Raw genomic sequence first — 23,063 nt, 5'->3', positions numbered from 1 at the left:
GTCGTGGGGAACGGGGACTTTTTTGGTAAATTTGCAGTAGGAGTGTGACGAGGATGTCCAAGAAAGTGTATCCGATAACGCTGACCGCCATGTTGGTGGCGTTGGCCGTGATTGGTGGGAGTGTGTTTTCCTTTACGATTGGGGTCGCCAAGGTTGCCCCGGTTCAGCATTTGATCGACGTGGTCTCTGGCGTTTTGTTGGGACCGTGGTGGGCTTTGGCGCAGGCATTTTTGACCTCGGTGATTCGCAATATCATGGGGACTGGCACAGTGTTGGCCTTTCCTGGCAGTATGATTGGCGCGTTTCTTAGCGGCTGGCTCTTCCAGAAAACGGGGAAGCTCCTAGCCGGCGTCTGCGGGGAACTACTGGGGTCGGGCGTGATTGGTGCCTTCGTGGCCTATCCCATGGCCGCTTGGTTGATGGGGACGACCGGGGCCGTCTGGCTGTTTCTACCCAGTTTCTTCATGAGCGCCTTGGTCGGGGTTATCTTGGCTTACGCGCTCTTGAAGAGCATGTGGTCGACCGTGATTGCACCACGATTGGATAAGCTTCAGGGCAAGTAAATGGGTGCAAAAAAGAGTCTGGGACAGACAAAACCCCAGACTCGATTTTTGTGTCCCCACTCTTGCCGTATCTTAAGCTAAATCGAGTCCGTGAATGCAATTAGCGTACAACCAGTCTTTCAGTTGTCGACCGTCATTAGTTTCGTAAAATGGCGCTAACAACTCGTTAAAGGTTTCCAATTGCTGTTCGTTGACGGTGATGATACCGACACCCATGGGAATAGCTAGATAGTTGATGGTCAAGAATGCTGTACGCTTATTTCCGTCCCAGTAAAACTGATTACGCATCATCAACAGCAATAGATCCAGCAAGCATTCAGTCTGTGTTTTGTCTTGCGCTAAAGTTACGTTGATCAGCTCCGGAACTTGGTCTGCAACTGGAATGTCTGGGACGTATTCCGTATCATCTAACGTAACATTGACTGTACGGATATGACCGTGGTCAAGCGAATCAGCTTGGGCGACCAAGCGATTGATCTCATTGCTGATAGCCAGTGAATAGGGGGCCTGATTGTCGATAGCGAATTGCCAACCGCGTTTTAAATTAACGATAGTGGTGATGTCGTCCGTTGAGATGCCAGACACTGACATCCCTTCAACAATGGTCCGCGTCTGAGGTAACGTGGCATGCGTGCCTTCAAACTTGGAAGTCGCGTAGATCAAGTTGACCAGGTTCTTTTTAGCAAAGAACTGCGCTTGTTGCTTAGTCATTTTAAATTTATCTGTAAATTGCATGGTGTCACCTCCTGTAAGGCGTACTCGTATAGTAATATTAGCATAGTTAGGCCCGGGTTTGGGAGTGTCAAATTTTTTGTGTAAATGGAAGTCCTCTCCCATTAGCTAGCTTCTAATACATGGATTCTAACGTATCTTGAATTTGCTTGAAACCTCGATGCGTTCGCTCAAAATTTTGGCCGTTGTAGTCACGAATAACTGTGACCAGAACGCGTTCTAGTGCTGGTTCATTTGGAAATTGTTCTTTCTTCTTTGTCTGCCGTTTTAGCTTCTTGTTGAATGATTCAATGAGATTTGTGCTGTAGATGCTACTGCGTATCGCAGCTGGAAAAGTGAAACAGGTCAAGAGATGAGGATTATTTTCTAGCTTGCCCGTTACTTTTGGATACGCCTTTTGCCACTTGTCTATGAAGTCAGCTAAGGCCTGTTTTGCGTCGTCCATGGTAGCTGCTTGATGGATCAGTTTGAAGTCGTTAAGGACCTCTTGTCGGTCCTTAGTTCGAACGTGAGCTTCAATGTTCCGACTGACGTGGATCAGGCACTGCTGGAGCTTAGCCTTAGGGAAGTGGTCACCAATTGTGTTGGTAAGGCCGACTAAGCCATCGGCCACGAATAAGAGGACTTCTTTTACACCACGCTGCTGAATGTCCACGAGAAGCTCTTCCCAAACGGTACTGGATTCAGTTGGAGCGACTTGGTATGCTAGGACCTCTTTCATACCATTTGGTCGAATGCCAATGGCGATATGCACGGCTTCTTTAGCCACTGAGTCCCGGCGCAGAGGTAAGTATGTTGCGTCCACATAAATGACTGCGTAACGACTCGCTAGAGGGCGCGTCTTGAAGGCGTTGACCTGTTGGTCAACGACCTTCGTGAGGTTTGAAACCGTTTGTGGTGTGTAATGAGCACCATACATTTTCTCAATCAAATCCGCGATCTCACTAGTGGTAATCCCTTTTTCGTAGAGCTGGACAACCGTGGCTTCTAAACCATCCGTTTGGCGTTGATAGCTTGGAATAGTTTGCGTATTAAAGGCGCCATTTCGGTCGCGTGGAACCTCCAAGTTTAGTTCCCCATACTTAGTTTTAAAGGTTCGCAGATAATGCCCATTGCGTGAATTGCCGCTGTTAAAGCCTTGGCGGTCGTAGGGTTCATAACCGAGGAACGATGAAAGTTCCTCGTGCATTAAATCATTGATGGCCGTTTCCAAATGTTGCCGAAAAACTTCGTCCAAATCTTGCTTTTGTGCTAGTGCTGCCATAATTTCTTTGTTAAACTGAGTCATGGGGAAAGCCTCCTATGTCCTATGAAGTGAGTGTGGTTGCTAACTATCATAAGGGAGAGGCTTTCCCTTTTCAATTGCTTATTTTTCTATTTACACATAATTATTTAAACACTCCCGGGTTTTAACTGCTAGGCCTGGTTGAAACTAGGCATAGGTCTTGAGTCTACGTATTCATAATCTCTTTTTGGGGGGTTCAGCGCCTTAAGAATAGCAGGGATTGTCTTCTCTGTGTATACATAAGATTCAAAAAAGGACTGTTCCGAGAAATCATCGATTTCTCGGAACAGTCCTTTTCAATACGTGAGTTAGGAGTTTTGTCCCAGGCGCTTTCGCTTACTTGCGGGTCAAAACGCTGACACTTAATTTTGGTTTATATTGCAGTTGATAGGTGTGGCCGGCGTGCGACTTAAAGGCTTTTCCGGTCTTACGTGTCCCGTACTTTTGTAGCTTCAACGTCTTCCCCTGACGCTGGAGTTTGGTGTAGGCCCACGTTTTTTCAACGCTGTCGTAGGACCGCAAGTGGTAGGCTTGACCAACTTTCTTGTAGGCCAGGCGATTGCCGCCATAGTCGTGCGTACCGTAGTCGTACATCACGTACAACCACTTGGGAATCAAGATCATCGCGTTGTTCGTAATCTCAGTGGTGTCGTGGCCCATGTGCTGCACGCGTGGCTTGGCGTACCAGACACCGCGCAACTGTTTCGGTGTGCCGGGCGTCCATTTGGTTTTGGCCTGAGCCTGCGCCATGGTGGCTTCCCCGCAACCGAGCGCTAGCCCCAAGACAACGATGGTTCCTGTTATAAATTTATTCATAAATAATCCCCTCCGATACCGCCTATTATACCAGAGTGACTGATTAACCGGGAATATGAGGGATGGTGGCCTTTTCCGCGTAAAAGTCTTAAACTTTTACGTAGGAGGTTTTGCGGAGTGAAAGAGCAAGTAACGTTGTCAAAAAAGACCATCTTGTTGATGGCAGTCGTGACGGGGGTCATTGTGGCCAACCTGAACTTTATTCAACCGATTGAAAATTTAATTGCAGCGGACTTCAACCTGTCCAAGGCGGTCGTCGGCACGCTGGCGATGGTCACGCAGCTGGGATACGCCTTTGGCCTGTTACTAATCGTGCCACTGGGGGACATTTTCGACCGATATCGGTTGATTCAATTCATGATGGTATTATCTATTCTTTCCTTATTATTAGCACATTGGGCGCCGAACGCCGGCGTCTTTGCGGTCGCCACGGGATTAGTCGGCATCACCTCGGTGGCACCTCAGATCATCATCCCGTATGCCGGGTACTTGGCGCCGGGACTCCAACGGGGAAAGGTCTTGGGCATCGTTTTGAGCGGCCTATTGACGGGGATTCTCCTGTCGCGGTCCTTTAGCGGATTGCTAGGGAGCATCATGCCCTGGCAGGATATCTACCTGGTAGCGGCGGCCATTGACCTGGTTTTTCTGGTCATCGTGCATTTCCAGTTTCCCCACGACGAACGGGGCCATCAGTATTTGAAATACTGGCCGGTCATTCGCACGCTACCCAAGTTATTTGCGAGTCAAAAACCGTTACGCGGCGCGGCCATCAATGGCTTTTGCCTGTTTGGTATGTCCAACGTCCTGTGGTCCACACTAGCCTTTTACCTCGCTGCGCAGTATCACCTGGGCAGTAGCGTGGCCGGATTGCTCGGCCTGTTAGGAATTGCGGGAGTGTTAGCCGCTCCCATGATTGGGACGTTAGTCGATCAGCGGTCACCGCGGTTGACGGTCAGCCTGGGGATGGTCTTCTCTGGCGTCGCGTTCCTGATTTTCTGGTTGGCCGGCCACTGGCTGCTGGGCCTCATCGTGGGGATTGTTCTCCTCGACTTGGGCACCCAATTCAGTCAGGTGTCCTGCCAGGCCATCGTGCAGTCCTTGAATCGCCAACAGAGTAGTCGGAACAACTCCGTCTTCATGTTCAGTTATTTTTTGGGCGGGTCGATTGGGACCTTGTCCGCCACCTGGGCATGGAGTCACGCCGGTTGGCTGGGTGTTTGCTTGGTGGCTTTGGTGTTCCTGGTCATTGCAGTGGCGGGCCACTTCGTGATTGGCGAGCCGCAAAAATTAGCCACCGACTAACTTGAATTGGCGGGGGAAACTTTCGTTGTTGGGTATCGCCTCCGGGATGGTGAAAATGGGCCGTGACGCTGTGGGCGCGCGTCTGGAGCCGAAGGGCGGTCTCCAGACTTACTTTGAGCCGCTGAGAAACGCGTCTCAAAGATAGCAGTTGCCTAAGCGGGAAACCCGCTAAGGCAACTCCCACGGCTTGGCCCATTTTCACCATCCCTGCGGCTGACACGGGTTTAGCCCCGCCATCAAGTTGGTCTGGCTAATTTAGGCGAGCCCCACTCACTAATTGGTGTGTTGGGTGTCTGAAATTATTTAGTGGTGGATTTTAACTTACAATAGAAGTGTTAGAACTCGGCGAAACCTAGCCGAGTTCTTTTTTTTACAACAAAGTTGACACCGTGTCACCCACATGGTATGCTGATGCTCGTAATAAAGTGACATGATGTCACTTTTAACTTGAAAGGAGTCGTTTACATGCCTTCCACAACTTTTAAAAATTTAAATGCTAAAAAACAGGCGCGCGTGATGGCGGCCTTGCTAACAGAATTTTCTAATCATAGCTTAGCCGACGCACAGGTTGCGCGGATCGTGACGGCTGCCGGGATTGCCCGGGGGGCGTTTTATAAATACTTTGATGACCTGACGGATGCCTACCAAACCGTGTATCACGAGGCCTTGGCCGCCGTTCACCGGGACGTTGAGACGACGCCGAGTGGGGTGTTTACGCCGGCGACGTACTACAATGCCGTGGTGGCCTTCGTGGATCAGTTCACCAATAGTCAATACGATGAGTTGATTCGCCGGCACTACAGTGAGAATGAAAGTCTGTTGCCCGACCATCCGGTTCCCGTGACTTTACCGGCGGCGGATTGGTCGGCGATGGTGCTGAGTCACGCGACCATCAAAGAAATTATGTTACGACCAGCTAACCGGGATGCGGCGTTGACGCGCTTCCAGCAAGCCCTACAGTTACTGGCAGAATAGGAGGCACCACCATGTTTTTAGCACTCAAGGAGATTCGCCACGAGAAGCTGCGTTACGGGTTGATCGTCGGGATGGTCGTCCTGATCAGCTACCTGGTCTTCGTGTTGAGCGGGCTGGCATACGGCCTGGCTCAACAAAACACGCAGGCGATTGCGACCTGGGACGCCCAGAAAATTGCGGTGACCAGTGATGCCAACGATAGCCTGGCACAGTCACTGATGACCAAGCAGACGGCCAATAAAGTGACCCTGACCAGCCACGAGGCCTACATCGGCCAGACCGGGGTGGTCGCCAAGGCCAAGGGCCAACCCAAGTTATCCGCGCAGTTCTTAGGGATCAACCGCGACGAATTTATTTATCGCAAGCTGACCGTGACGAGCGGCCACAAACCAACCACGGCCCGGCAAATTTTGGTCGACGATAGCTTCAAGACTAACGGTTACCATCTTGGTGACAAGGTGAGTCTCGGCGCCACCGGCGGAAAATTTAAAATTGTTGGGTTCACCCACAACGCCAAGCTGAGCGTGGCCCCGGTCGTTTACGGGACGTTAGGGACCTGGCGGACGTTGAGCCACGTCACCAGTGATTTCAAGGCCGGCGGTATCGTGTCGAACCGGTCTGATTTTAAGCCCAAGACCAGCGACCTGAAGACGCTCACCATGAGCCAGTTCATTAACAAGTTACCGGGTTATTCGGCGCAGAACACGACCTTTACCTTTATGATTGCCTTCTTGATGGTGATTGCGATGGTCGTGATTGCCGTGTTCCTATATATTTTAACCATGCAAAAGTTACCCAACTATGCGGTTTTACGGGCGCAGGGGATTCCGGCAAAAGTTTTGGTCACGACGACCATCAGTCAAGCGCTGATCCTGGTCGTTGGGGGTCTGGTTATCGGGGCTGCCTTGACCGCGGCTACGGTGCTGGTCCTGCCAGCCGGGTTGCCGATGAGCTTTAACCTGCCGCTACTTGCCGGTGTGACCGGGGGAATTCTCCTGACCGGTGTGCTGGGCGCCTTGATTCCCGTTCGGATTATTTTACACGTTGACCCCGTCAGCGTGATTGGAGGTTAAACCATGCCAGCATTGACATTAGCACACGTAAGTAAGCAATTTGGGCACGACACCAACCAGGTCACCGTCTTAAAGGACGTGAACTTCGAGGCGGAGGCCGGCCAGGTCAGTCTGGTGATTGGGCCTTCGGGTTCCGGGAAGAGTACATTTTTGACGATTGCGGGCGGCATTCAAACGCCCACAGCCGGTGAGGTTCACGTGCAGGACCAGTCGCTTCTACAATTGGCTGGGAAGGCGCGGGATGCCCTGCGGTTAAACAAGATTGGCTTCATTTTGCAGGCCTACAACCTGATTCCGTATCTGTCGGTCCAGGACCAATTTACGCTGGTCGACCGGGTCAAGCCCCACGGCAATTTGACGGCGGCACAACTGGCCAATCTGTTAGACCAACTCGGTATTGCCAACCTGACGAAGCAGTATCCGGGCGAACTTTCTGGGGGCCAAACGCAACGGGTTGCCATTGCGCGGGCGCTTTACCAGAATCCCGACATCATTTTAGCGGACGAACCCACGGCGGCCCTCGACAGTGACCGGGTCAAGGTGGTCGGGCAACTGCTCCACGACCTGGCCAAGCAGCACAACAAGGCCATCGTGGTCGTGACCCATGATTTGCGGCTCCAGGAGTTTGCGGATAAGACTTACGCGATTATGGATGGGCGGATGACCCTCGATTAAAAATATTTTTATAAAAAGGTAGTGGGATTTTGTGCGAAGATACGCAAAATTGGTCTACACCATCGGAAAGGACTGCCTGACTGGCGGCCCTTTTTCTATCGCGTTAGCTGCAGATTTGGTCTAGAACAGTTTCGGACTTTGTGAAGACAAAAAGGGCGATTTAACGCTAGAGTAAGCGTTTACAACACAACTCACCAGCGGTATCATGTATTTGCTGATTATTTATGAAGGGTGAGGAAAGTTAATATGAATCGACATTTGAGTACATTCTTTATTTTCACATTCGGTGCATTAGGTGGCCTCCTATTTGGATTTGATACAGGTATTATTTCTGGGGCCTCACCATTGATCGAAAATAACTTTAATTTAGGCATTGGCCAGACGGGGTTCATCACGTCGTCCGTGCTGATTGGGTCTTCCGTCGGGGCACTGGGCGTGGGTCCGTTGGCCGACAAATATGGGCGGAAGCGGCTCCTGATTTTAGCCGCGATCCTGTTCCTGTTAGGGTCATCGCTATCCATGGTGGCCATGGGCTTCTGGTCTATGGTTATCGCCCGGATCATCTTGGGCTTTGCCGTGGGGTCTGCTTCCGCTTTGACGCCAGCTTACCTGGCCGAATTGGCGCCCGCTGAACGCCGGGGGTCTCTGGGGACCTTGTTCCAATTGATGATTACCTTAGGGATTCTGTTGGCCTACGTGTCTAACCTGGGGTTCTTGAACCACAACCTGTTGGGCATCCGTGACTGGCGGTGGATGTTGGGGTCAGCCTTGATTCCAGCGGCCTTACTGTTGATTGGTGGCCTGTTATTACCCGAATCCCCACGGTTCTTGGCCGAAAAGGGTGACAGCGAACAAGCCTTAAGCGTGTTAAAAATGTTACGGAAGAATACGACTGATGATCCTGAAAAGGAATTGGCTGAAATCGAAACCGTTGCCCATCAACCTAAGGGTGGCATCAAGGAACTGTTCACGATTGCCCGGCCAGCCGTGGTTGTGGCGGTCGGTATCATGTTGCTGCAACAATTAGTTGGGATCAACTCCGTGATTTACTTCCTGCCCCAAGTCTTCATTAAGGGATTTGGCTTCGCGGAAGGCAGTGCCATCTGGATTTCCGTTGGGATTGGGATCGTGAATTTTGTGGTCACGGTGCTTGCCACGTTTATCATGGACAAATTCAACCGGAAGACCTTCCTGATGTTTGGGTCAATCGTGATGGCCGTTTCCTTAGGGATTTTAGCCGTGATGAACTTCACCATGGACATCCACACGACGGCCGTGCCAACCATGATTCTGATTGCCATTTACATCTTCGGGTTCGCCATTTCTTGGGGTCCCATTGCCTGGGTCACGATTGGGGAAATCTTCCCATTGAGTGTCCGGGGAATTGGGTCTTCCATCGGGTCCGCGGCCAACTGGATCGGGAACTTCTTAGTTTCGCAATTCTTCCTGGTCATGCTGGCCTACTTCCACAACAACGTCGGTGGCCCATTCGCCGTCTTTGCCGTGTTCGCCGTCTTATCCATGTTCTTCGTCCACTACTTGGTTCCTGAAACGCGGGGCAAGTCACTGGAAGAAATCGAAATGGAACTGCGGCACAACGATAAGAAAGCTGAAATGTCAGGTAAATAGAACGTTAATCACGAAAGGCTTGGGCGTTGGTCCGGGCCTTTTCGTTTGGGATGGGAAGTAGAAAATGTCAGTTATCACATGGTGAAAAAAGAGTAGTCAAAAAGCCGTCTGAATTAGGCGGCTTTTCTGTCTCCTAGGCGGCATCGGGACCGCCCAGGAGAAGGGTCATAAATTGTTGAATCGTGGTGCGGTCGGCTTTGGCAACGAGCTGGCAGAGCAGCCAGAGCTGTTGGGGATAATGCACATCCGCGACGGGGTCCAGCGGAAATTTTGGGGTCAGCTCTAGGTCCTTGAAGGCGAGGCGGGCCTGCGCCAGTCGCAGGTGAAAGTCGTCGTTTGAGACCCCGGCGATTTGGGCGCACCCTCGCGTGATGTTGTCGGTTTGATTGGTGAAGAAGTAGCGACCATGTTGTTGGCTGGTAAACTGGCGCACACGCTGGTTGAGTAGCGCTGGCGGTAGAATTGGCGTGCCATAGTAGAGCAGGCTCGCGACGAGAAAGTCGGTGTCAAACGTCCACGGGCGGTAAACCCGGTGGCGCACGCCGTAGTTAGCGGCGGCCCGCCCGTCGATGTAGGTCGTTTGTGGATCGGCATTGTGGTGCGTGAGAACGGTTAGGGTTTCTGGAGTCAGGAGGTGTAAGGTCATTGGGCACCGCCTTATTTGCTAAGAATAGTGGCAATCAGTGCTTGCACCTCAGCCAGGGACTTGCCCTTGAGCAGTCCACAGACAATTCCCGTTTGCTTGGCATAATGATCGTAGCCGCGGTCACTCATAGGAATGGTGGTGGTTTGGTCTAAGTCAGCGAAGGCGAAGTCACAGTTGCTCATCCGAGCCGCAAAGGCAGTGGGCGTGACGCCACACACATCTGCACAGACCCGAATGAAGGCATCGAGGTCCGCCGTGATATTAATGGCTTCATATTGGACACCGGAGAGCTTGGTGGCCACCCGCTTCAGGTCCGTAAAATTAAATGCTTGAGGCCCGACCATGACGAGGGCTGCGGCCAGGAACTCATGGTCGTAGGACCAACGCCGGTGTTCATAGTTGTAGATGGCCCGTTTGATTAATCGAATAGGAGAAACGGCACTGTTGGGGTGCTTGGCTTGGAATTTTGCTAACATGTTTAAGATGATTTCGTTAAAGTTGTTCATAGGTATAACCTCTTTTTTTATATTTTTTATAATTTTTCAACAGCGCCGTTGAATTGCTTACTTGTTAACAAAATTAATGGTACCAGCATGATTAGAGACTTTCAACCCCCTTCAGTCCCTGATATATCAACGTTCATTGGCAATTCTGTGTACGAATTTTACTGGGATATGTGCCAGTTGAATCCAAGGGAATAAATGCTGAAAATTGAGTCATTGTCATTTTAAGTGACGCTAACGTTAAATTAGCGTAATCATGGTGAATTTGAAAAATATCCACTTGTTATGAGCATTAGATGTATAAATGGAGCAATAAATCGGGCAATATTTTTTTTTACATTCGCCCTGAAAAGCAAAAAAATCCACCAAAATTCGGTGGATAACGACAATTATTTTAAAGGTAGTTGGTCCAACTGCACCTGACATTCAGTGCGGATGGCAGCAATCAATTCGGTTGGCGCCGTCTGAAGCGTGGCTGCGTGACCCAGGTAAAGAAACCAGCGGGCAAAGTCCTGGAGTTGTTCTGGCGAGGCCGGGTCCAGGTAGCATTCCAATAAGGCCGTCTGCTGGAACGGGTCACGGTATTGAAGCGGCGCCGTGGGGTGGGGATGCTGCTTAAATTGTTGAATGGCGTCGGTCGTCAATTTTAAGCGAACGTTGGGCTGTGGCCGGGCCGCTTTGATAGCGGCGGTGATGGCGTCCGGGTCCAGCGTCTGTTCTTGCGCAACCGGGGTAATGGCCACGATGTCTGTGATTTTTAGTTCGTAGAAGCGGCTAGCGTTCAGATCCCAGGCGTCGACGTACCAGATGGCCTGACGATTGTAGACGTGGCGAACCCAAACGGTCCGGGTGGTCGTCGCCAGTTTGAGACAGAGCTGGCGATTGGTCAGACAGTTATTTAGTAGCGTGCGCAGCATGGGTGGCGCAAAGTCGGTCAGCTCGGTTAATTTGGTGTTGGCCGGATTGGTGTGACTGAAAACTAGCAGCTCCTGGAGCGTCAGGAGGTCATCCTGCTGGGTTTGTGAGGCGATGGCCACGAGCTTCTCCGTTAAGGTGTTGCGGTTTTGCAGGTAGGGAAGCTGGGTATTTAACGTCGCTAGGAAACTGACAAATAGGGCCTTCAGTTCTTCATTGTTGAACTGCACGGCGGGCAACAGGGTATTCTGAAGAACGGCGTAACCGCCATCGCGGCCCACTCTCGACGTCAGGGGCATCCCCAGCTCCTGAATATTTTCAAGATCACGAATGACCGTGCTCCGCGACACCTGAAAGTGGGCCATCAATTCACGAATCGTGAAAAATTGGCGATTATTGATGTACCGCATCATGGTATTGACCCGTTCCGTTTTTGTCATGATTTTCTCCCAATAGCGTCAGTTTTTGAAACCATTAGTGACTATACTGAGTCTATCATCTAAAGGAGGCCACCACAATATGGCAAATTACACGATTGAAACGAAACCCGCATTCACTGTTTTAGGCATCGACACGGTCCTGACCGGCAACTTTCCCGAAATGGGTCAGCAGAAGGCGAACTTCTGGCAAAAAATCAACGCGGACCAAGCGCTGGCAAAGCTGGACGGCATCAACGATTACCCCTTCGCCGTTAACGAAGCTATCAACGGTGAATTTCACTACTACGCCGGTCGGCAAGTGACGACGGCTGCGACAGCCGCAGCGGGCCAACGGTTGATTGAATTTCCCGCTGGCAAATACCTGGTCATTACCGGCACGGCTGCGGATCAAATGGGGCTGTACAACGCGCTCGAAGGCCCCGCATTCGGTGAAATCTTACCCCAATTAACCGACTACGCCTACGTGGGTGGTCCCAACACATCTTATGTGACGGGGAGCGATGACGCCGGTGTTCACGGTGAAATGCTGGTTCCTTTAGTCGAAAAATAAATTCGTGAATCGTCAGTGTAGGTGGCTGACGATTTTTTGTATAATGGAGATAACAACGGGTGTAAATTCTAGATTGGTCACAGGGAATGCGTCCTTGTGAGTGATAAAGACAGACTGAGTGACCAGAGACGAATCAAGATTTCCAGCTGTGTCGATGGTCTTAACTGAGTGGTTTTCTCAGTTTAGAGCATGGGCCGACCTTGGAAACTCGTGTATTTTGCGAGGTTTCAAGTCGAGGCGGAAGACCGTTTCGCAGGCTGGAGCCGGGCCCCATAGCGGGAAGTCTTGAATTCGTCGCCGGGAACGGCACTGATGACACCTAAGTAGCAGTTAATGAGGAGGCGTTTCCATGAAACATGAATGGCGCAAGGCAGAGAAGGACTGGTACTTATCCAAGCAGCCGACGCTGTTAACGTTGCCGTCACTGAACTTTATCACGATTGAAGGCCAGGGTGATCCCAATCAGCCGGACTTCGGGGAGCACGTCGCCGCCCTGTATCCGGTGGCCTATCAGCTGCGAATGGCGCTGAAGCGCGGAGAACTGGGCGAACCCTACGAGTACACGGTTTACCCGTTGGAGGGCGTCTGGACGACGACTGATGGCTCACGCGGGGCCAACCTGAACAAGGCGGCCTTGAAATACAAAATCATGTTGCGCCAGCCAGACCGGTTGACGGCCACGGATTTTGACCAGGCCTTGGCTGCCGTTCAGGCGAAGAAGACCAATCCCTACTTTGACCAATTAACCTGGGAAACCTACGCGGAGGGACAGGTGCTTCAGACCATCCATCAGGGACCGTTTGACGATGAGCCAGCCACGTTTGCCCAGCTCCAGACGGTCTTGACCGAGCAGAACTTGCAGGTCATCCCCACCATGGGCGATTACTGGCACCGCGAAATTTACCTGACGGATGCGCGCCGGACCGCTCCGGAAAGGGCGAAAACCCTGTTGCGGTATCGGGTTCAACCAAAGTAAATCAAAAGTCGCCTGACAATTGTCGGACGACTTTTTTGGTATGATTAAAAGATTACGGGAGCCACTGTAGAACGCTATCCAGGGTAGTCACCATGTGGGTTGGCCGAGCGGCAGCTGTGGGTTGCGCGTTTTCCCGGTTGACCCAAATCGACCGCCAGCCAAGCTGATCGGCGGGGATGATGTCACTGGCGTAGCCCTGCGCGATGTGCCAGTGATTCTCGGGTGTGAAGCCGTAATGCTTGCCCACGGCGTCGAAGAAGGTGTGATCCGGCTTGTAGGCGTGGACGTCCTCAGCAGTCCAAATGTCGAAGGGCACCTGGAGGCTGTCGGCATTGGCGGGGATGATGTCCCAGCTGGAATTGGACATCATAATCAGGTGGTAGCCGCGCTCACGCAGCGTTTTGAGCGTGGCAATCACTTCGGGGAACGGCGTGAGTGCGCGGTGCGCCATTAATACCTCGGGATAGTAGCGTTCAAAACCATGTTGGAGGTCAAATTGTTCGTCCAGGTGGAGTAAATTGTTGCGAGTCAATAGGTCATAGTCTAGGTAGGGATGCATGTTGTTGCGGTCGCCTTGGTAGGTGATGAACCGTTGCCGCGCCAATTTGGCATCGACCCCCAGCTGAAGCGCGGCCCGCACGATTTCGGCGTAGGTGCCTTCCTCCCGTAGCAGGGTACCGTAACAGTCAAAGGTTAGAAATTTTGTCATTGAAAAACCTTCCTTAGTCAAACTAAAAAGCCACCCGCAAAGGTGGCTTTTCGTAGCTGTAATACACAATCAATCTATTTTTAGTGGTGACCAAGAGGGGGTAACCAGGTGGCCACTGAAATTTTCTGATCGGTTAGACGGTTAATTCTAACCGATCGCAGTTGTCAGTCCGTAACATGGTTCACAAGCTGGATAGCGGGGGGCTGTCTGGTTGTGAACGTTGTTGGCGGTTACTAGGGTGGTGTGTCGCAGAGGGACTGGCCTCTGTTATTGGACCCTTGAACCGGTGGGACTGACACTACGCATTTTATATTTCGGAGACGTGCGGCCTCTGAAACGTGCTACGAGAGCCAGACTCCTGCGCTTAACCCAGCTAAGAAAACACCCCAAAACCGGGGGTATTCCCTTAGCTACGTTAATGCTCAGAGTCTAACCGGCTCTCTCCGCACTCTATTTTGCGTCGTAAGCTGCTTGGAAAATCTTAACGATATCTTCTTTAGTCCCTACACGAGGGTTAGAGAAGGCGTTCCCATCCTTCAAGGCGTTTTCAGCCATCAGTTCAAAGTCTTCTGGCTTTGCACCGATTTCCTTGATGGACTTAGGAATACCAACGTCTTGTGACATTTGCTTCATGGCCTTGATGGACAATTCGGCAGCGTCACGCGTTGATAAGCCTTCAGTGTTTTCGCCCATGATTTCAGCTAATTCAGCGAAACGTTCTGGGCAAGCAATGATGTTGTATTCTTCAACGTAAGGCAGGAGCAAAGCACAGCAAACACCATGTGGGGCGTCGTATTGACCACCTAATTGGTGAGCCATGGCGTGAACGTAACCTAAGTTAGCGTTGTTGAAGGCCATCCCGGCTAACATTTCAGCTTCGACCATCTTGGTCCGAGCTTCAAGGTTGTGGCCGTTAGCAACGGCTTCACGTAAGGAAGTTTCAATCAACTTGATAGCTTCGATACATTGTGAGTCGGTGATTGGGTTGTGGTCAACAGAAACGTATGGTTCGATGGATTGAACGAAAGCGTCCATCCCAGTAGCGGCAGTTAAGCCCTTAGGAACGTCCAACATCAAAGTAGGGTCGTTGTAGGAAACCAACGGAATGTTCCGCCATGAAACAACAACGAACTTCAAGTGGGTTTCTTCGTTCGTGATAACGGCGTGACGAGTCAATTCTGAACCCGTCCCAGCAGTCGTGTTAACGGCAATCAGTGGTGGCAAAGCCTTGTCGAGCGTTTCAATTCCAGCTAACTTGGTGATGTCATCACCGTTAGTCAAGATAATGCCGGCACCTTTACCAGTATCATGAGCAGAACCCCCACCAACAGTGATGATGGAGTCAGCGCCTGAATCCAAGTAAAGTTTCTTAACTTCTTTGATGTTGCGAATCTTAGGGTTCGGTTCAACGTTGTTGTACACAACGTAGTCAACACCAGCAGCCTTTAAGGAGTTCAAGGTCTGTTCAACCGCACCGTTTTCCATTCCTTCAAGGAACTTATCCGTTACGATGACGGGCTTCTTCATCCCTAACATCTTTGCACGGTCACCAATCTTGCTAATTACGCCAGGGCCAAAGAAATTGACACTGGGCATAAGAAAGTCATAACTACGTTCAGCCATTATACAAATGCCTTCTTTCGGAAGTTTTGAAAATCATTGGTACCAATTTCACAAAGCAATTATAACTAAAAAAATTACAGTTTGCAACTGCTTTCGGGTAAAAGTTTGTTAGTTGTCCGAGAAAACCAGGGTGTATCACCGATTTGACGGTGTTCATCATGCCCAAAGAAAATTTATTTAGCGCTTACAATAATGGAAACGGGTTAATGAAAAGGTAAACAAATTGTTCTCATTTCGCTGTGAATTTCGGGGGAGACAACTGTTTGCGTCAGGTTTCACCGGGTCGTGAACCCCCTGACGCATTTTCCTGGGTACGGGTTAAACTGATCGTTGTCATGGCCTCCGGGATGGCGGAAATTGAACCGGAACGCGGTGGGCGCACGTCCGGAGCCAAAGGGCGGTCTCCGGACTTACTTTGAGCCGAAGAGCACGTCTCAAAGATAGCAGTTGCCTAAGTGGCAGGCCACTAAGGCAACTCCCACGGCTGAGCTCATTTCCGCCATTGGGTGGTCCGGCTCCAGCCTGAGATGCGGTCTCAAAGGTCGCCCCGTGCTCTAAGCTGAGAATAAAGCACTCAGCCAAGACCACCGACACAGCTGTTCACCTTGACCTGCCTCTGGTCACTAACATGGTGGTGCAGTTTTCCCATCCCTGCGGTTGACGCTGTTTTAACCCGCAGTTACGGGAGGGTGGTCGTTGGCGTGCCCAATTGTCTTAGTCTAGTCTAAATTGGGTTGAAGGGATGGTGGAAATTGCGCCGGAACTGTAGTAGCTATTCCGTTCCCGGCGGCGGATTCAAAACGCCCTGCTGTGGGGTCGGTTCCAGCCTGAGAGGTGCGGTCTCAAAGGTCGCCCCATGCTCTAAGCTGAGAATAAAGCACTTAGCTAAGACCATCGACACGGGGGATTAGTAGCATATTTAAGGCAACAATCTGCGACAATGATTGTCGTTTTTCTTAATTATTAATTGGCCAATCACTATTTAGTGTTAGCCATTGTAGTTGTTGATGGGTTGGCCTAAAATTGATAGTAAGAACTACATAAATCAATTGTGGAGGCAGAAAAATGGCACATAAAAAGCACTGGCTAACGGTCGCTGTTGCGTTGTTGGCAGCGGGGAGTTTGGCGGGATGCACGTCTACTATGAGTAGTCGACAGGCCAAGAATGCGTTTAAGCAAAACCAATCTAGCAGTAAACAGGCGTCAGGGAAAACGGCCAAAGATGAGTCGATTATCGCGGCGGCACAATCCCTGAATGCCGATGGGAAATACAAGCAGTCGAACAAAAAGCTGAGCAGTATTAATCTGACGGATTTAAACAAGAAGGGCTTTGGCGCCCTGAAGACGGAATTTTTCAGTCTGCAAAAGAGCAATGACAAATTTCTGTTGAAGAAGACCCAGTCCAAGGGCAATAGTGCGGCCACGAGTCAGACCAGTGGCGGCAACACGACCACGACGACCACCAACAATAGTTTTGACGGTTACAGCAAGTACGTTGGCGACTATTATTTCTATAATGACGACGATGGCGACCGGCAACAGGAAACGTTGACGATTCACGATAACGGCTCGGTCGTGCAGAACAACAACGACGGTTCCGCCTTCCATGGGACCGCGACCATCAAGGATTCCGGCGCACACGGCGTCTTGTCCTATGACGTGACGACCGGCACCAACGATACCAAGACAATCGATGCCAACGTGGAAATCGACGTGATTTGGAGCAACGGCGAGCACGAAACCTACTATGGCTACACGTCCTATGACGATGATATCGTGTTGACGGATGGGAACTCATACGATGGTGATTTAGTGAACGAAGTCTGGATGCAGTAAATTAAGATCTTTAGTACACGGCAACCCGCATCTAACGGCCGCCGTGTATTTTTAGGTCAGGAGGAATTTTGATGAAAAAATGGGGATTGTGGTTACTGGTCGGTGTCACAAGTTTGGGATTGGTCGGCTGTCAGTCGCGTGGCCAAGCCCATCAGGCGGCGAAAAAACTGACATCTAGCCGCTCGGCATCGGCCAGTTCTAGCGTAACCAAGCCAAAAACACCTAAAGCAAAAACAGCTAACGCCAAGGCCAAGAAGCCGGTTCCAGCCGCGCCATTTAAACAAATTGCGCAGAGCACGATGGGCCACTTGAAGGGGCAAAACGCCGTGTTCATTCAAACAACGGCGGGGCAGACGCTGAGTTGGCACAACCGTTCACAGAAGGCCGCGAGTGATATTAAGTTGTTTATTTTGGCGACAGTCTATCGTCAGGTTGCGGCTGGTAAGTTTGATTTGGCCGCGACCTATACGCTCCGGGAGGCGGACAAGGTGGGCGGCACCGGAAATCTACAGGCGCAAGCCGCCGGAACGCGCGTCACCAATCGCGAGTTGCTAAAGGATATGATGACCGTGAGCGATAACACTGCCACCAACATCATCATCCGCGAGGTCGGGGGATTGGCGGCCGTCAATCAGGAAATCAAGCGGCTGGGGGCCACCCAAACGGTGCTCCGGCGAAAGATGATGGATCAAAAGGCGCTCGCAGCGGGACGGGACAACGAAACCTCTGCTCGTGATTTGGGGAACTTGCTAATGAAAATTTGGCGGCACCAGCTGATTTCACGGTCTGCCGATACGGCGATTTTAAAATTGATGGCGGCCAATACCAATCACACCAAGCTACCCAAATTGGTGCCAGCCAATCGTCAAATCTACAACAAGACCGGTGAGTTCGATACCTATGGCGTGGAAAATGATGCGGCCATTTTTGCTCGGGGCAAGCAGGCCGTGGTGGTCGTGGCACTGTCACAAAATGGCGAGCTTTCCCAGCAGGTTCCGGCGATGAATCAACTGGGCAAACTGGTTGATGCCGCCGTATTTCACTGATTTGGGGAACACTGAAATTCCCTAATCAAACAGAGACTAAACGGCTTATAATGGAGCTATCTAAGCGGATAAGAGGGATTGTGTATGAAAGAATTGAACGAGCATCGGCAACAGGAACAGGCCGAATGGCAGGCCCGGCAACAGGCCGAGTTGGCCAAGTTACGCGGCGCTCAGCGGCACCTATACTTAAATGTGGCGGCTTACCTGGGCATCGCTGTTATCGAATTTTATTTGGCGATTGTGGGGCACTCCCAAACGTTGCGGGCCGATGCGTTTAATAATTTATCCGGGATTATTTCAACCGTTTTGTTATTAATTGGTATCTACATTGCCCGTGATATTCACGACGATGATTTGATGGGCCAGCCGTTACCGGAGGATTACAGCCACAACGGCCAACGCCTCCAGTTGACGCGGTTTCACTACGAAACGGTCTTCACCATGCTGACCGGGATCGTGATGATTGCCATTGCCGCCAGCGTCATCTATAGCGGCATCAAGAGTCTCATGAATCCCGCCGACCAGGAGGTGCCCCAACCGATTACGATTCTGGGGGCCGGTATCGCCACGGTCGTCATGCTGGGAGTGTGGTGGTTGAACCGCCGTGCCGGTCGAAAATTAAAGAACGCCGCGTTGACGGCCGCCGCACTGGATAGTTTGAGCGACGCCATAACCAGTATCGCGACCATGATTGCGATTGGCGGCGCGCTGGTATTCAAGCTGACCTGGCTAGATGGCGTGGCCAGTATGTTGGTCGGAATCTACATTTTGACGGCGGGCATCAAGATTTTCCGCGAGAGCAGCTTGAACCTGGCCGACTACTTTGATCCAGAAGTTGAAGAACAATTTCGGCAAATGGCCGCGGGCTTTGCGGGGGTCAAACGGGTGGAAGACCTCAAGGCTCACTACAACGGTAACGTGGTCACGGTTGATTTGGTGATTGCGGTCGACGCTCACATGGAGGTTCAGGATAGTTACCGGTTGGGCGAGGAGATTGAAGCGGCGATGCGCCACGAGTTCGGCGTCGTCGATACCAACGTGATGGCCGTTCCAGCGGGGTAAATTGATGTTGACTTCGCCTCCGGGCTGGTGAAAATGGGCCGTGGCGCTGTGGGCGCACGTCTGGAGCCGAAGGGCGGTCTCCAGACTTACTTTGAGCCTCTGAGAAACGAGTCTCAAAGATAGCAGTTGCCTAAGCGGGAGACCCGCTAAGGCAACTCCCACGGCTGAGCCCATTTTCACCAGCCCTGCGGCTGACATTGTTTTAACCCATTGGGGCCATCACGGTGTTCCTTTTGTTCTTAAGGGGAATAGGAGTTTTTTATATTGGACAACAGGCTATTTTAAACAAAAAAGGAGTCGCTAATATTGGCGGCTTCTTTTTTGTTATTAATAATTATTATTTTTGATTATTGATTAATAATTCGGTCCGTCAAGAATTCATTGCGTGATCTCCCCAGAAAAGAAAGGTTCCGTGATGGTTAATGTTTTGTCGTCGAAATCAAGTTTCGCGGTTAAACCGTATGGCAGCGCGGTTCGGGGATAGGCGTGGCCAAAGTTGAAGTTGGTCATGACTGGCACGTCGAGGTCCTGGGTCGCCGTTAAAAGGGCCTGGCAGTAGTCGTCATAGTAGACTTCATCTTGCGGTTTTCCCGTGATGATGGCTTTCACGTTGCCCAAAATGCCAGCCTGCTTCAGGTTCTGCAGCATGGTTTGGTAGGCCGCCGGTGTCGGCTTTTCCTCACTAGTTTCGAGGAAGAGAATCTTATCGCGCCAGTCTGCGGGACTAGGGATGAGGCCGTATTTTCTAGCGATGACGGGTTCCTCCGGGTAACGGGTGTCGGTCAGCAGGCTGTTCAGGCTATCGAGGCAGCCGCCCAGGAGCCGGCCGGTGACGCTACCGTGGCCCCGGAGCACCTGATAGCCCCGGGTTTCGGGATGACTGACCCGCGGTGTGTCCAGGGCCGCCGGGGAAAAGTCGGTCCGCTCTTCGTACCAAATGGGACTGCTGGTGATTGGTGTCGTGGCGGTATTTTCTAAGTAATGGGTCAGCGTGCGTTTGGTATACGGCAATAGGTCTGTGTCGAACTCAGCCAAATCGTTGAGTACGTTGGGGCCGTAATAGGTGGTGAGTCCCAGATGATACAGCATCAGGTGATCCACGGTCGTGTCGGAAAAGCCGGTAAAGAGTTTGGGATGCGTCTTAACGGCGGTCACAAATTCGGGGTCGTCCAGGAGATAGGAGGCCAGGCGAAAGGTGTCAATGCCACCGATGGCACAGAAGATGCCGGCAATCGTATCGTCGGTGAAGGCCGTCTTGAGGTCGGCGGCGCGGGCTTCGGGATGGGCGTCGAGGTAGTCGAGTCCCTTCAGGGCGTTGGGCATGGTCACGGGAATTAAGCCAAGTGCACGCAGGCGTTGTTGCCCGCGATGGTATTCGTGAGTGGCAAAGGCCTCACCCATAACGCCGCTAGATAGGCTAACGAGGGCGACTTGATCGCCGGTATGTAAACGATGTGGTTTGATCATTGAAATCCCTCCCAAAATTAAATTAATCTCATTTTACGCTTTTAACGATGGATTGGGGAATTGATTTCATGGTTACTAAAAGGTGCCTACTCCCCAAAAGGTTGCTTAGGCGCTATAATGGGTAAAACTATTGAGGAGGTCATCACGTGAAGAAGTCGTATAACAATGGGGTCGAGGCAACGCTGGGCATTATTAGTGGGAAATGGAAGCCACAACTGCTGTGCCATTTGGGCAATCGGCCCCAAAGAACGTGTGACCTCCGCCGCGAGTTGCCAGCCATTTCGCAAAAGGTGCTGACGCAACAACTGCGGGAGCTGGAACAAGACGGCATCATCATCCGCCACATTTCTGGGGAACGGGCACCGTTTAAAGTCACCTACGCGTTGACCGACCTAGGCCGTTCTTTGGGCCAGATCCTGGTACAGATGTCCGTGTGGGGTGAACGCCGGGCCAGTGAAGTGCCCGACATGGAAATCGCCAATGACCACGGGGGCTTCAGCCATATTTTAGAAAATTAACGAGGAGGTACTTTTAAGTGCCTTCTTTTTTTCTGCCCGGCAAGCGGTTATGCTAGGTTTCGTTGTGGAGGTGGCGCGATGGCGCATTCGATTCGCGGGCTACAGACGACCCAAACGGTGGTCACGCAACCCGTGCAGTGGCAACTACTCCTGTTGCTGGCAGCGGGTCCCCAATCCATGAGGATGATCTGGCAGCGGCTAAATGGCAAGCAACGGTGGGGCTGTTGGTGTGGTTTGTGGCGATTGCAGCGCCGCCAACTCGTGATGTTTCACGTGAAACAACGGCGCTGGGCGCTGACGCCAGCCGGTGAGACCCTCCGACCGATTTTAACGGCAATTCAAAAATGTACCGCAACTCAGAAAGGTGGAAAATCAGATGACTTATAATTTTCAACAGGACTTTAGCTTTAAGAACGGGGTTACGTTAAAGAACCGGGTAATCATGTCCCCAACCACGACCATGTCGAGTTTCTACGACGGCCACGTGACCAACGATGAAATCGACTTCTACGGCGCTCGGGCCGGTGGCGTTGGCATGATCATTGGCGAAGTGGCGAACGTGATTGCTGGCGGTAAGGGCTTTGAAGGCGAACTGTCGATTGCCAATGATACCGACATCGAGGGACTGAGCCGTTTGGCCAACGCCATGAAGCGCAATGGCACCAAGGCTGTCCTGCAGATTTTCCACGCTGGCCGAAAGTCTAACGACAGCATTCTTCGTGGCAATCAACCGGTCAGTGCTAGTGCCGTTAAGGCTGCCTTTCCAGCCGATTCCCAGACACCGCGGGAAATGACGGCGGCGGAAATTGATGAGTTGATCGTTGCCTTTGGTGAAGCTACGCGTCGGGCCATCACCGCTGGCTTTGATGGGGTCGAACTGCACGGGGCCAACACCTACTTATTGCAACAGTTCTTCTCTCCTAACTCGAACCGTCGGACGGACAAATGGGGTGGCGACCGCGATGACCGGATGGCCTTTGCCAAGGCTGTGATTGCCAGTGCCCATAAGGCGATTACCCAGTACGCCGACCGCCCATTCCTGTTGGGCTACCGAATCTCACCTGAGGAAATCGAAACGCCAGGGATTCGTTTAGCTGATAGCTTGGCCTTCCTGGGCATGTTAGGCGATTCTGACGTGGATTACGTCCACATGTCCATGGGGTCTGCCCAACGGACGTCACTGAACGATAAGAGTGACCACGAACCACTGATTAAGAAGTTCGTCGCCCAATTGGCCGGGCGCAAGCCACTGATTGGTGTCGGTTCCGTGGAAACGCCGGCTGACGCCGATGCCGTTCTCGCTATGGGGGCTGATTTGGTAGCCATGGGCCGCGAAATGATTCGCGAACCCCAATGGATGGAAAAGGTATTGGACGGGGATGAAGCCAGCATCCGTTACCAACTCTCACCATCTGAAATGACCGAACTGAAGATTCCGGTGGCTATGCAGTACTACCTGAAGGGCGCCTTCTACTCCGTCATGCACTTCACCACGGACCCCGCCGTTGCGGCTGATTACCAAAACGAAGCAGCGCCAATGGAAGGTTTTGAGAAGAAGATGTAGTCAGTCCCACCAATTATTAATTTCGCGAATAGAAAATACTTGTTTTAGCAAGTAAAGACACGGCCAGGAGGTTCGCCCCCTTGGCCGTGCCTTTTTAGTTTGTGATGCGGATTTGGCCGACCAGAATGAATGGCCATTAGGTAGATAAGAAAAAAGGA

23 protein-coding genes are annotated in these 23,063 nt (G+C 51.5%); 14 read left to right on the top strand and 9 right to left on the bottom strand.

Annotated features, from left to right (window positions below; all coding sequences use genetic code 11):
* The first annotated feature begins 53 nt into the window (after positions 1-53).
* Entirely contained in the window at positions 54-563 is a 510-nt protein-coding gene (gene thiW, locus ACEPST_RS04825) for an energy coupling factor transporter S component ThiW (protein ID WP_204120511.1), read from the top strand.
* 72 nt (positions 564-635) lie between these two features.
* Here thiW and ACEPST_RS04820 read toward each other — a convergent pair whose 3' ends face one another.
* The 3 genes from ACEPST_RS04820 to ACEPST_RS04810 all read right to left on the bottom strand — a co-directional run bounded on the left by ACEPST_RS04820 (position 636) and on the right by ACEPST_RS04810 (position 3,396).
* Positions 636-1,298 carry a filamentation induced by cAMP protein fic gene (locus ACEPST_RS04820; RefSeq protein ID WP_204120510.1) on the bottom strand — a complete coding sequence of 221 codons (663 nt, stop codon included), beginning with the start codon at positions 1,296-1,298 and terminating at the stop codon, positions 636-638.
* A gap of 112 nt (positions 1,299-1,410) precedes the next feature.
* Positions 1,411-2,583, bottom strand: a complete 1,173-nt coding sequence (locus ACEPST_RS04815) for an IS256 family transposase (RefSeq protein WP_057879063.1) — start codon at positions 2,581-2,583, stop codon at positions 1,411-1,413.
* A gap of 333 nt (positions 2,584-2,916) precedes the next feature.
* Positions 2,917-3,396, bottom strand: a complete 480-nt coding sequence (locus ACEPST_RS04810) for a hypothetical protein (protein ID WP_204120509.1) — start codon at positions 3,394-3,396, stop codon at positions 2,917-2,919.
* 117 nt (positions 3,397-3,513) lie between these two features.
* Here ACEPST_RS04810 and ACEPST_RS04805 point away from each other — a divergent pair, with 117 nt between their 5' ends.
* The 5 genes from ACEPST_RS04805 (at position 3,514) to ACEPST_RS04785 (ending at position 9,050) form a co-directional block, all read left to right on the top strand.
* Positions 3,514-4,698: an MFS transporter gene (locus ACEPST_RS04805; RefSeq protein ID WP_395390545.1), complete on the top strand. Its 1,185-nt coding sequence runs from the start codon at positions 3,514-3,516 to the stop codon at positions 4,696-4,698.
* 465 nt (positions 4,699-5,163) lie between these two features.
* Positions 5,164-5,673, top strand: a complete 510-nt coding sequence (locus tag ACEPST_RS04800) for a TetR/AcrR family transcriptional regulator (RefSeq protein WP_204120507.1) — start codon at positions 5,164-5,166, stop codon at positions 5,671-5,673.
* 11 nt (positions 5,674-5,684) lie between these two features.
* Positions 5,685-6,746, top strand: a complete 1,062-nt coding sequence (locus ACEPST_RS04795; protein WP_395390544.1) for an ABC transporter permease — start codon at positions 5,685-5,687, stop codon at positions 6,744-6,746.
* A gap of 3 nt (positions 6,747-6,749) precedes the next feature.
* The gene (locus ACEPST_RS04790; protein ID WP_204120505.1) at positions 6,750-7,421 is read left to right on the top strand and encodes an ABC transporter ATP-binding protein; all 672 of its coding nucleotides are present in this window, start codon (positions 6,750-6,752) and stop codon (positions 7,419-7,421) included.
* Between the two features lie 246 nt (positions 7,422-7,667).
* Positions 7,668-9,050: a sugar porter family MFS transporter gene (locus ACEPST_RS04785; RefSeq protein WP_204120504.1), complete on the top strand. Its 1,383-nt coding sequence runs from the start codon at positions 7,668-7,670 to the stop codon at positions 9,048-9,050.
* Positions 9,051-9,183: 133 nt separating this feature from the next.
* Here the strand turns inward: ACEPST_RS04785 and ACEPST_RS04780 are convergent, their stop codons facing one another.
* The 3 genes from ACEPST_RS04780 to ACEPST_RS04770 form a co-directional block, all read right to left on the bottom strand.
* Positions 9,184-9,696, bottom strand: a complete 513-nt coding sequence (locus ACEPST_RS04780; protein WP_204120503.1) for a hypothetical protein — start codon at positions 9,694-9,696, stop codon at positions 9,184-9,186.
* An 11-nt stretch (positions 9,697-9,707) separates the two neighbouring features.
* Positions 9,708-10,202, bottom strand: coding sequence for a hypothetical protein (locus ACEPST_RS04775; protein WP_204120502.1), 495 nt, complete (start codon positions 10,200-10,202; stop codon positions 9,708-9,710).
* Between the two features lie 386 nt (positions 10,203-10,588).
* Positions 10,589-11,554, bottom strand: a complete 966-nt coding sequence (locus ACEPST_RS04770) for a helix-turn-helix transcriptional regulator (RefSeq protein ID WP_204120501.1) — start codon at positions 11,552-11,554, stop codon at positions 10,589-10,591.
* A 79-nt stretch (positions 11,555-11,633) separates the two neighbouring features.
* Here ACEPST_RS04770 and ACEPST_RS04765 point away from each other — a divergent pair, with 79 nt between their 5' ends.
* Both ACEPST_RS04765 and ACEPST_RS04760 read left to right on the top strand, forming a co-directional pair.
* Positions 11,634-12,104 carry a GyrI-like domain-containing protein gene (locus ACEPST_RS04765; protein WP_203642678.1) on the top strand — a complete coding sequence of 157 codons (471 nt, stop codon included), beginning with the start codon at positions 11,634-11,636 and terminating at the stop codon, positions 12,102-12,104.
* A 349-nt stretch (positions 12,105-12,453) separates the two neighbouring features.
* Positions 12,454-13,080 carry a GyrI-like domain-containing protein gene (locus ACEPST_RS04760; protein ID WP_204120500.1) on the top strand — a complete coding sequence of 209 codons (627 nt, stop codon included), beginning with the start codon at positions 12,454-12,456 and terminating at the stop codon, positions 13,078-13,080.
* Between the two features lie 52 nt (positions 13,081-13,132).
* Here ACEPST_RS04760 and ACEPST_RS04755 read toward each other — a convergent pair whose 3' ends face one another.
* Positions 13,133-13,789, bottom strand: a complete 657-nt coding sequence (locus ACEPST_RS04755) for an HAD family hydrolase (protein WP_204120499.1) — start codon at positions 13,787-13,789, stop codon at positions 13,133-13,135.
* A gap of 450 nt (positions 13,790-14,239) precedes the next feature.
* Positions 14,240-15,412, bottom strand: a complete 1,173-nt coding sequence (locus ACEPST_RS04750) for an iron-containing alcohol dehydrogenase (RefSeq protein ID WP_203642671.1) — start codon at positions 15,410-15,412, stop codon at positions 14,240-14,242.
* A 1,065-nt stretch (positions 15,413-16,477) separates the two neighbouring features.
* Here ACEPST_RS04750 and ACEPST_RS04745 point away from each other — a divergent pair.
* From ACEPST_RS04745 to ACEPST_RS04735, 3 genes are all read left to right on the top strand, one after another.
* Entirely contained in the window at positions 16,478-17,248 is a 771-nt protein-coding gene (locus ACEPST_RS04745) for a hypothetical protein (RefSeq protein ID WP_204120498.1), read from the top strand.
* Between the two features lie 71 nt (positions 17,249-17,319).
* Entirely contained in the window at positions 17,320-18,294 is a 975-nt protein-coding gene (locus ACEPST_RS04740; RefSeq protein ID WP_204120497.1) for a serine hydrolase, read from the top strand.
* A gap of 84 nt (positions 18,295-18,378) precedes the next feature.
* Positions 18,379-19,356: a cation diffusion facilitator family transporter gene (locus ACEPST_RS04735; protein ID WP_204120496.1), complete on the top strand. Its 978-nt coding sequence runs from the start codon at positions 18,379-18,381 to the stop codon at positions 19,354-19,356.
* A 378-nt stretch (positions 19,357-19,734) separates the two neighbouring features.
* On the opposite strand, the gene ACEPST_RS04730 is transcribed toward ACEPST_RS04735, so the two are convergent.
* Entirely contained in the window at positions 19,735-20,823 is a 1,089-nt protein-coding gene (locus ACEPST_RS04730) for a S66 family peptidase (RefSeq protein ID WP_204120495.1), read from the bottom strand.
* 146 nt (positions 20,824-20,969) lie between these two features.
* Here ACEPST_RS04730 and ACEPST_RS04725 point away from each other — a divergent pair, with 146 nt between their 5' ends.
* The 3 genes from ACEPST_RS04725 (at position 20,970) to ACEPST_RS04715 (ending at position 22,905) form a co-directional block, all read left to right on the top strand.
* Entirely contained in the window at positions 20,970-21,341 is a 372-nt protein-coding gene (locus ACEPST_RS04725) for a winged helix-turn-helix transcriptional regulator (RefSeq protein WP_203642663.1), read from the top strand.
* Between the two features lie 78 nt (positions 21,342-21,419).
* Positions 21,420-21,728 carry a hypothetical protein gene (locus ACEPST_RS04720; protein ID WP_204120493.1) on the top strand — a complete coding sequence of 103 codons (309 nt, stop codon included), beginning with the start codon at positions 21,420-21,422 and terminating at the stop codon, positions 21,726-21,728.
* Complete coding sequence (locus ACEPST_RS04715) at positions 21,718-22,905, top strand: NADH-dependent flavin oxidoreductase (RefSeq protein WP_204120492.1); 1,188 nt, start codon at positions 21,718-21,720, stop codon at positions 22,903-22,905. The genes ACEPST_RS04720 and ACEPST_RS04715 overlap by 11 nt, the downstream gene beginning before the upstream one ends.
* The last annotated feature ends 158 nt before the right edge of the window (positions 22,906-23,063 follow it).

Source organism: Levilactobacillus sp. FUA 3915 (assembly GCF_044053135.1).
In the GTDB taxonomy this organism is placed as follows: Bacteria; Bacillota; Bacilli; order Lactobacillales; family Lactobacillaceae; genus Levilactobacillus; species Levilactobacillus lanxiensis.
This window is presented reverse-complemented; position numbering and strand designations above follow the sequence as displayed.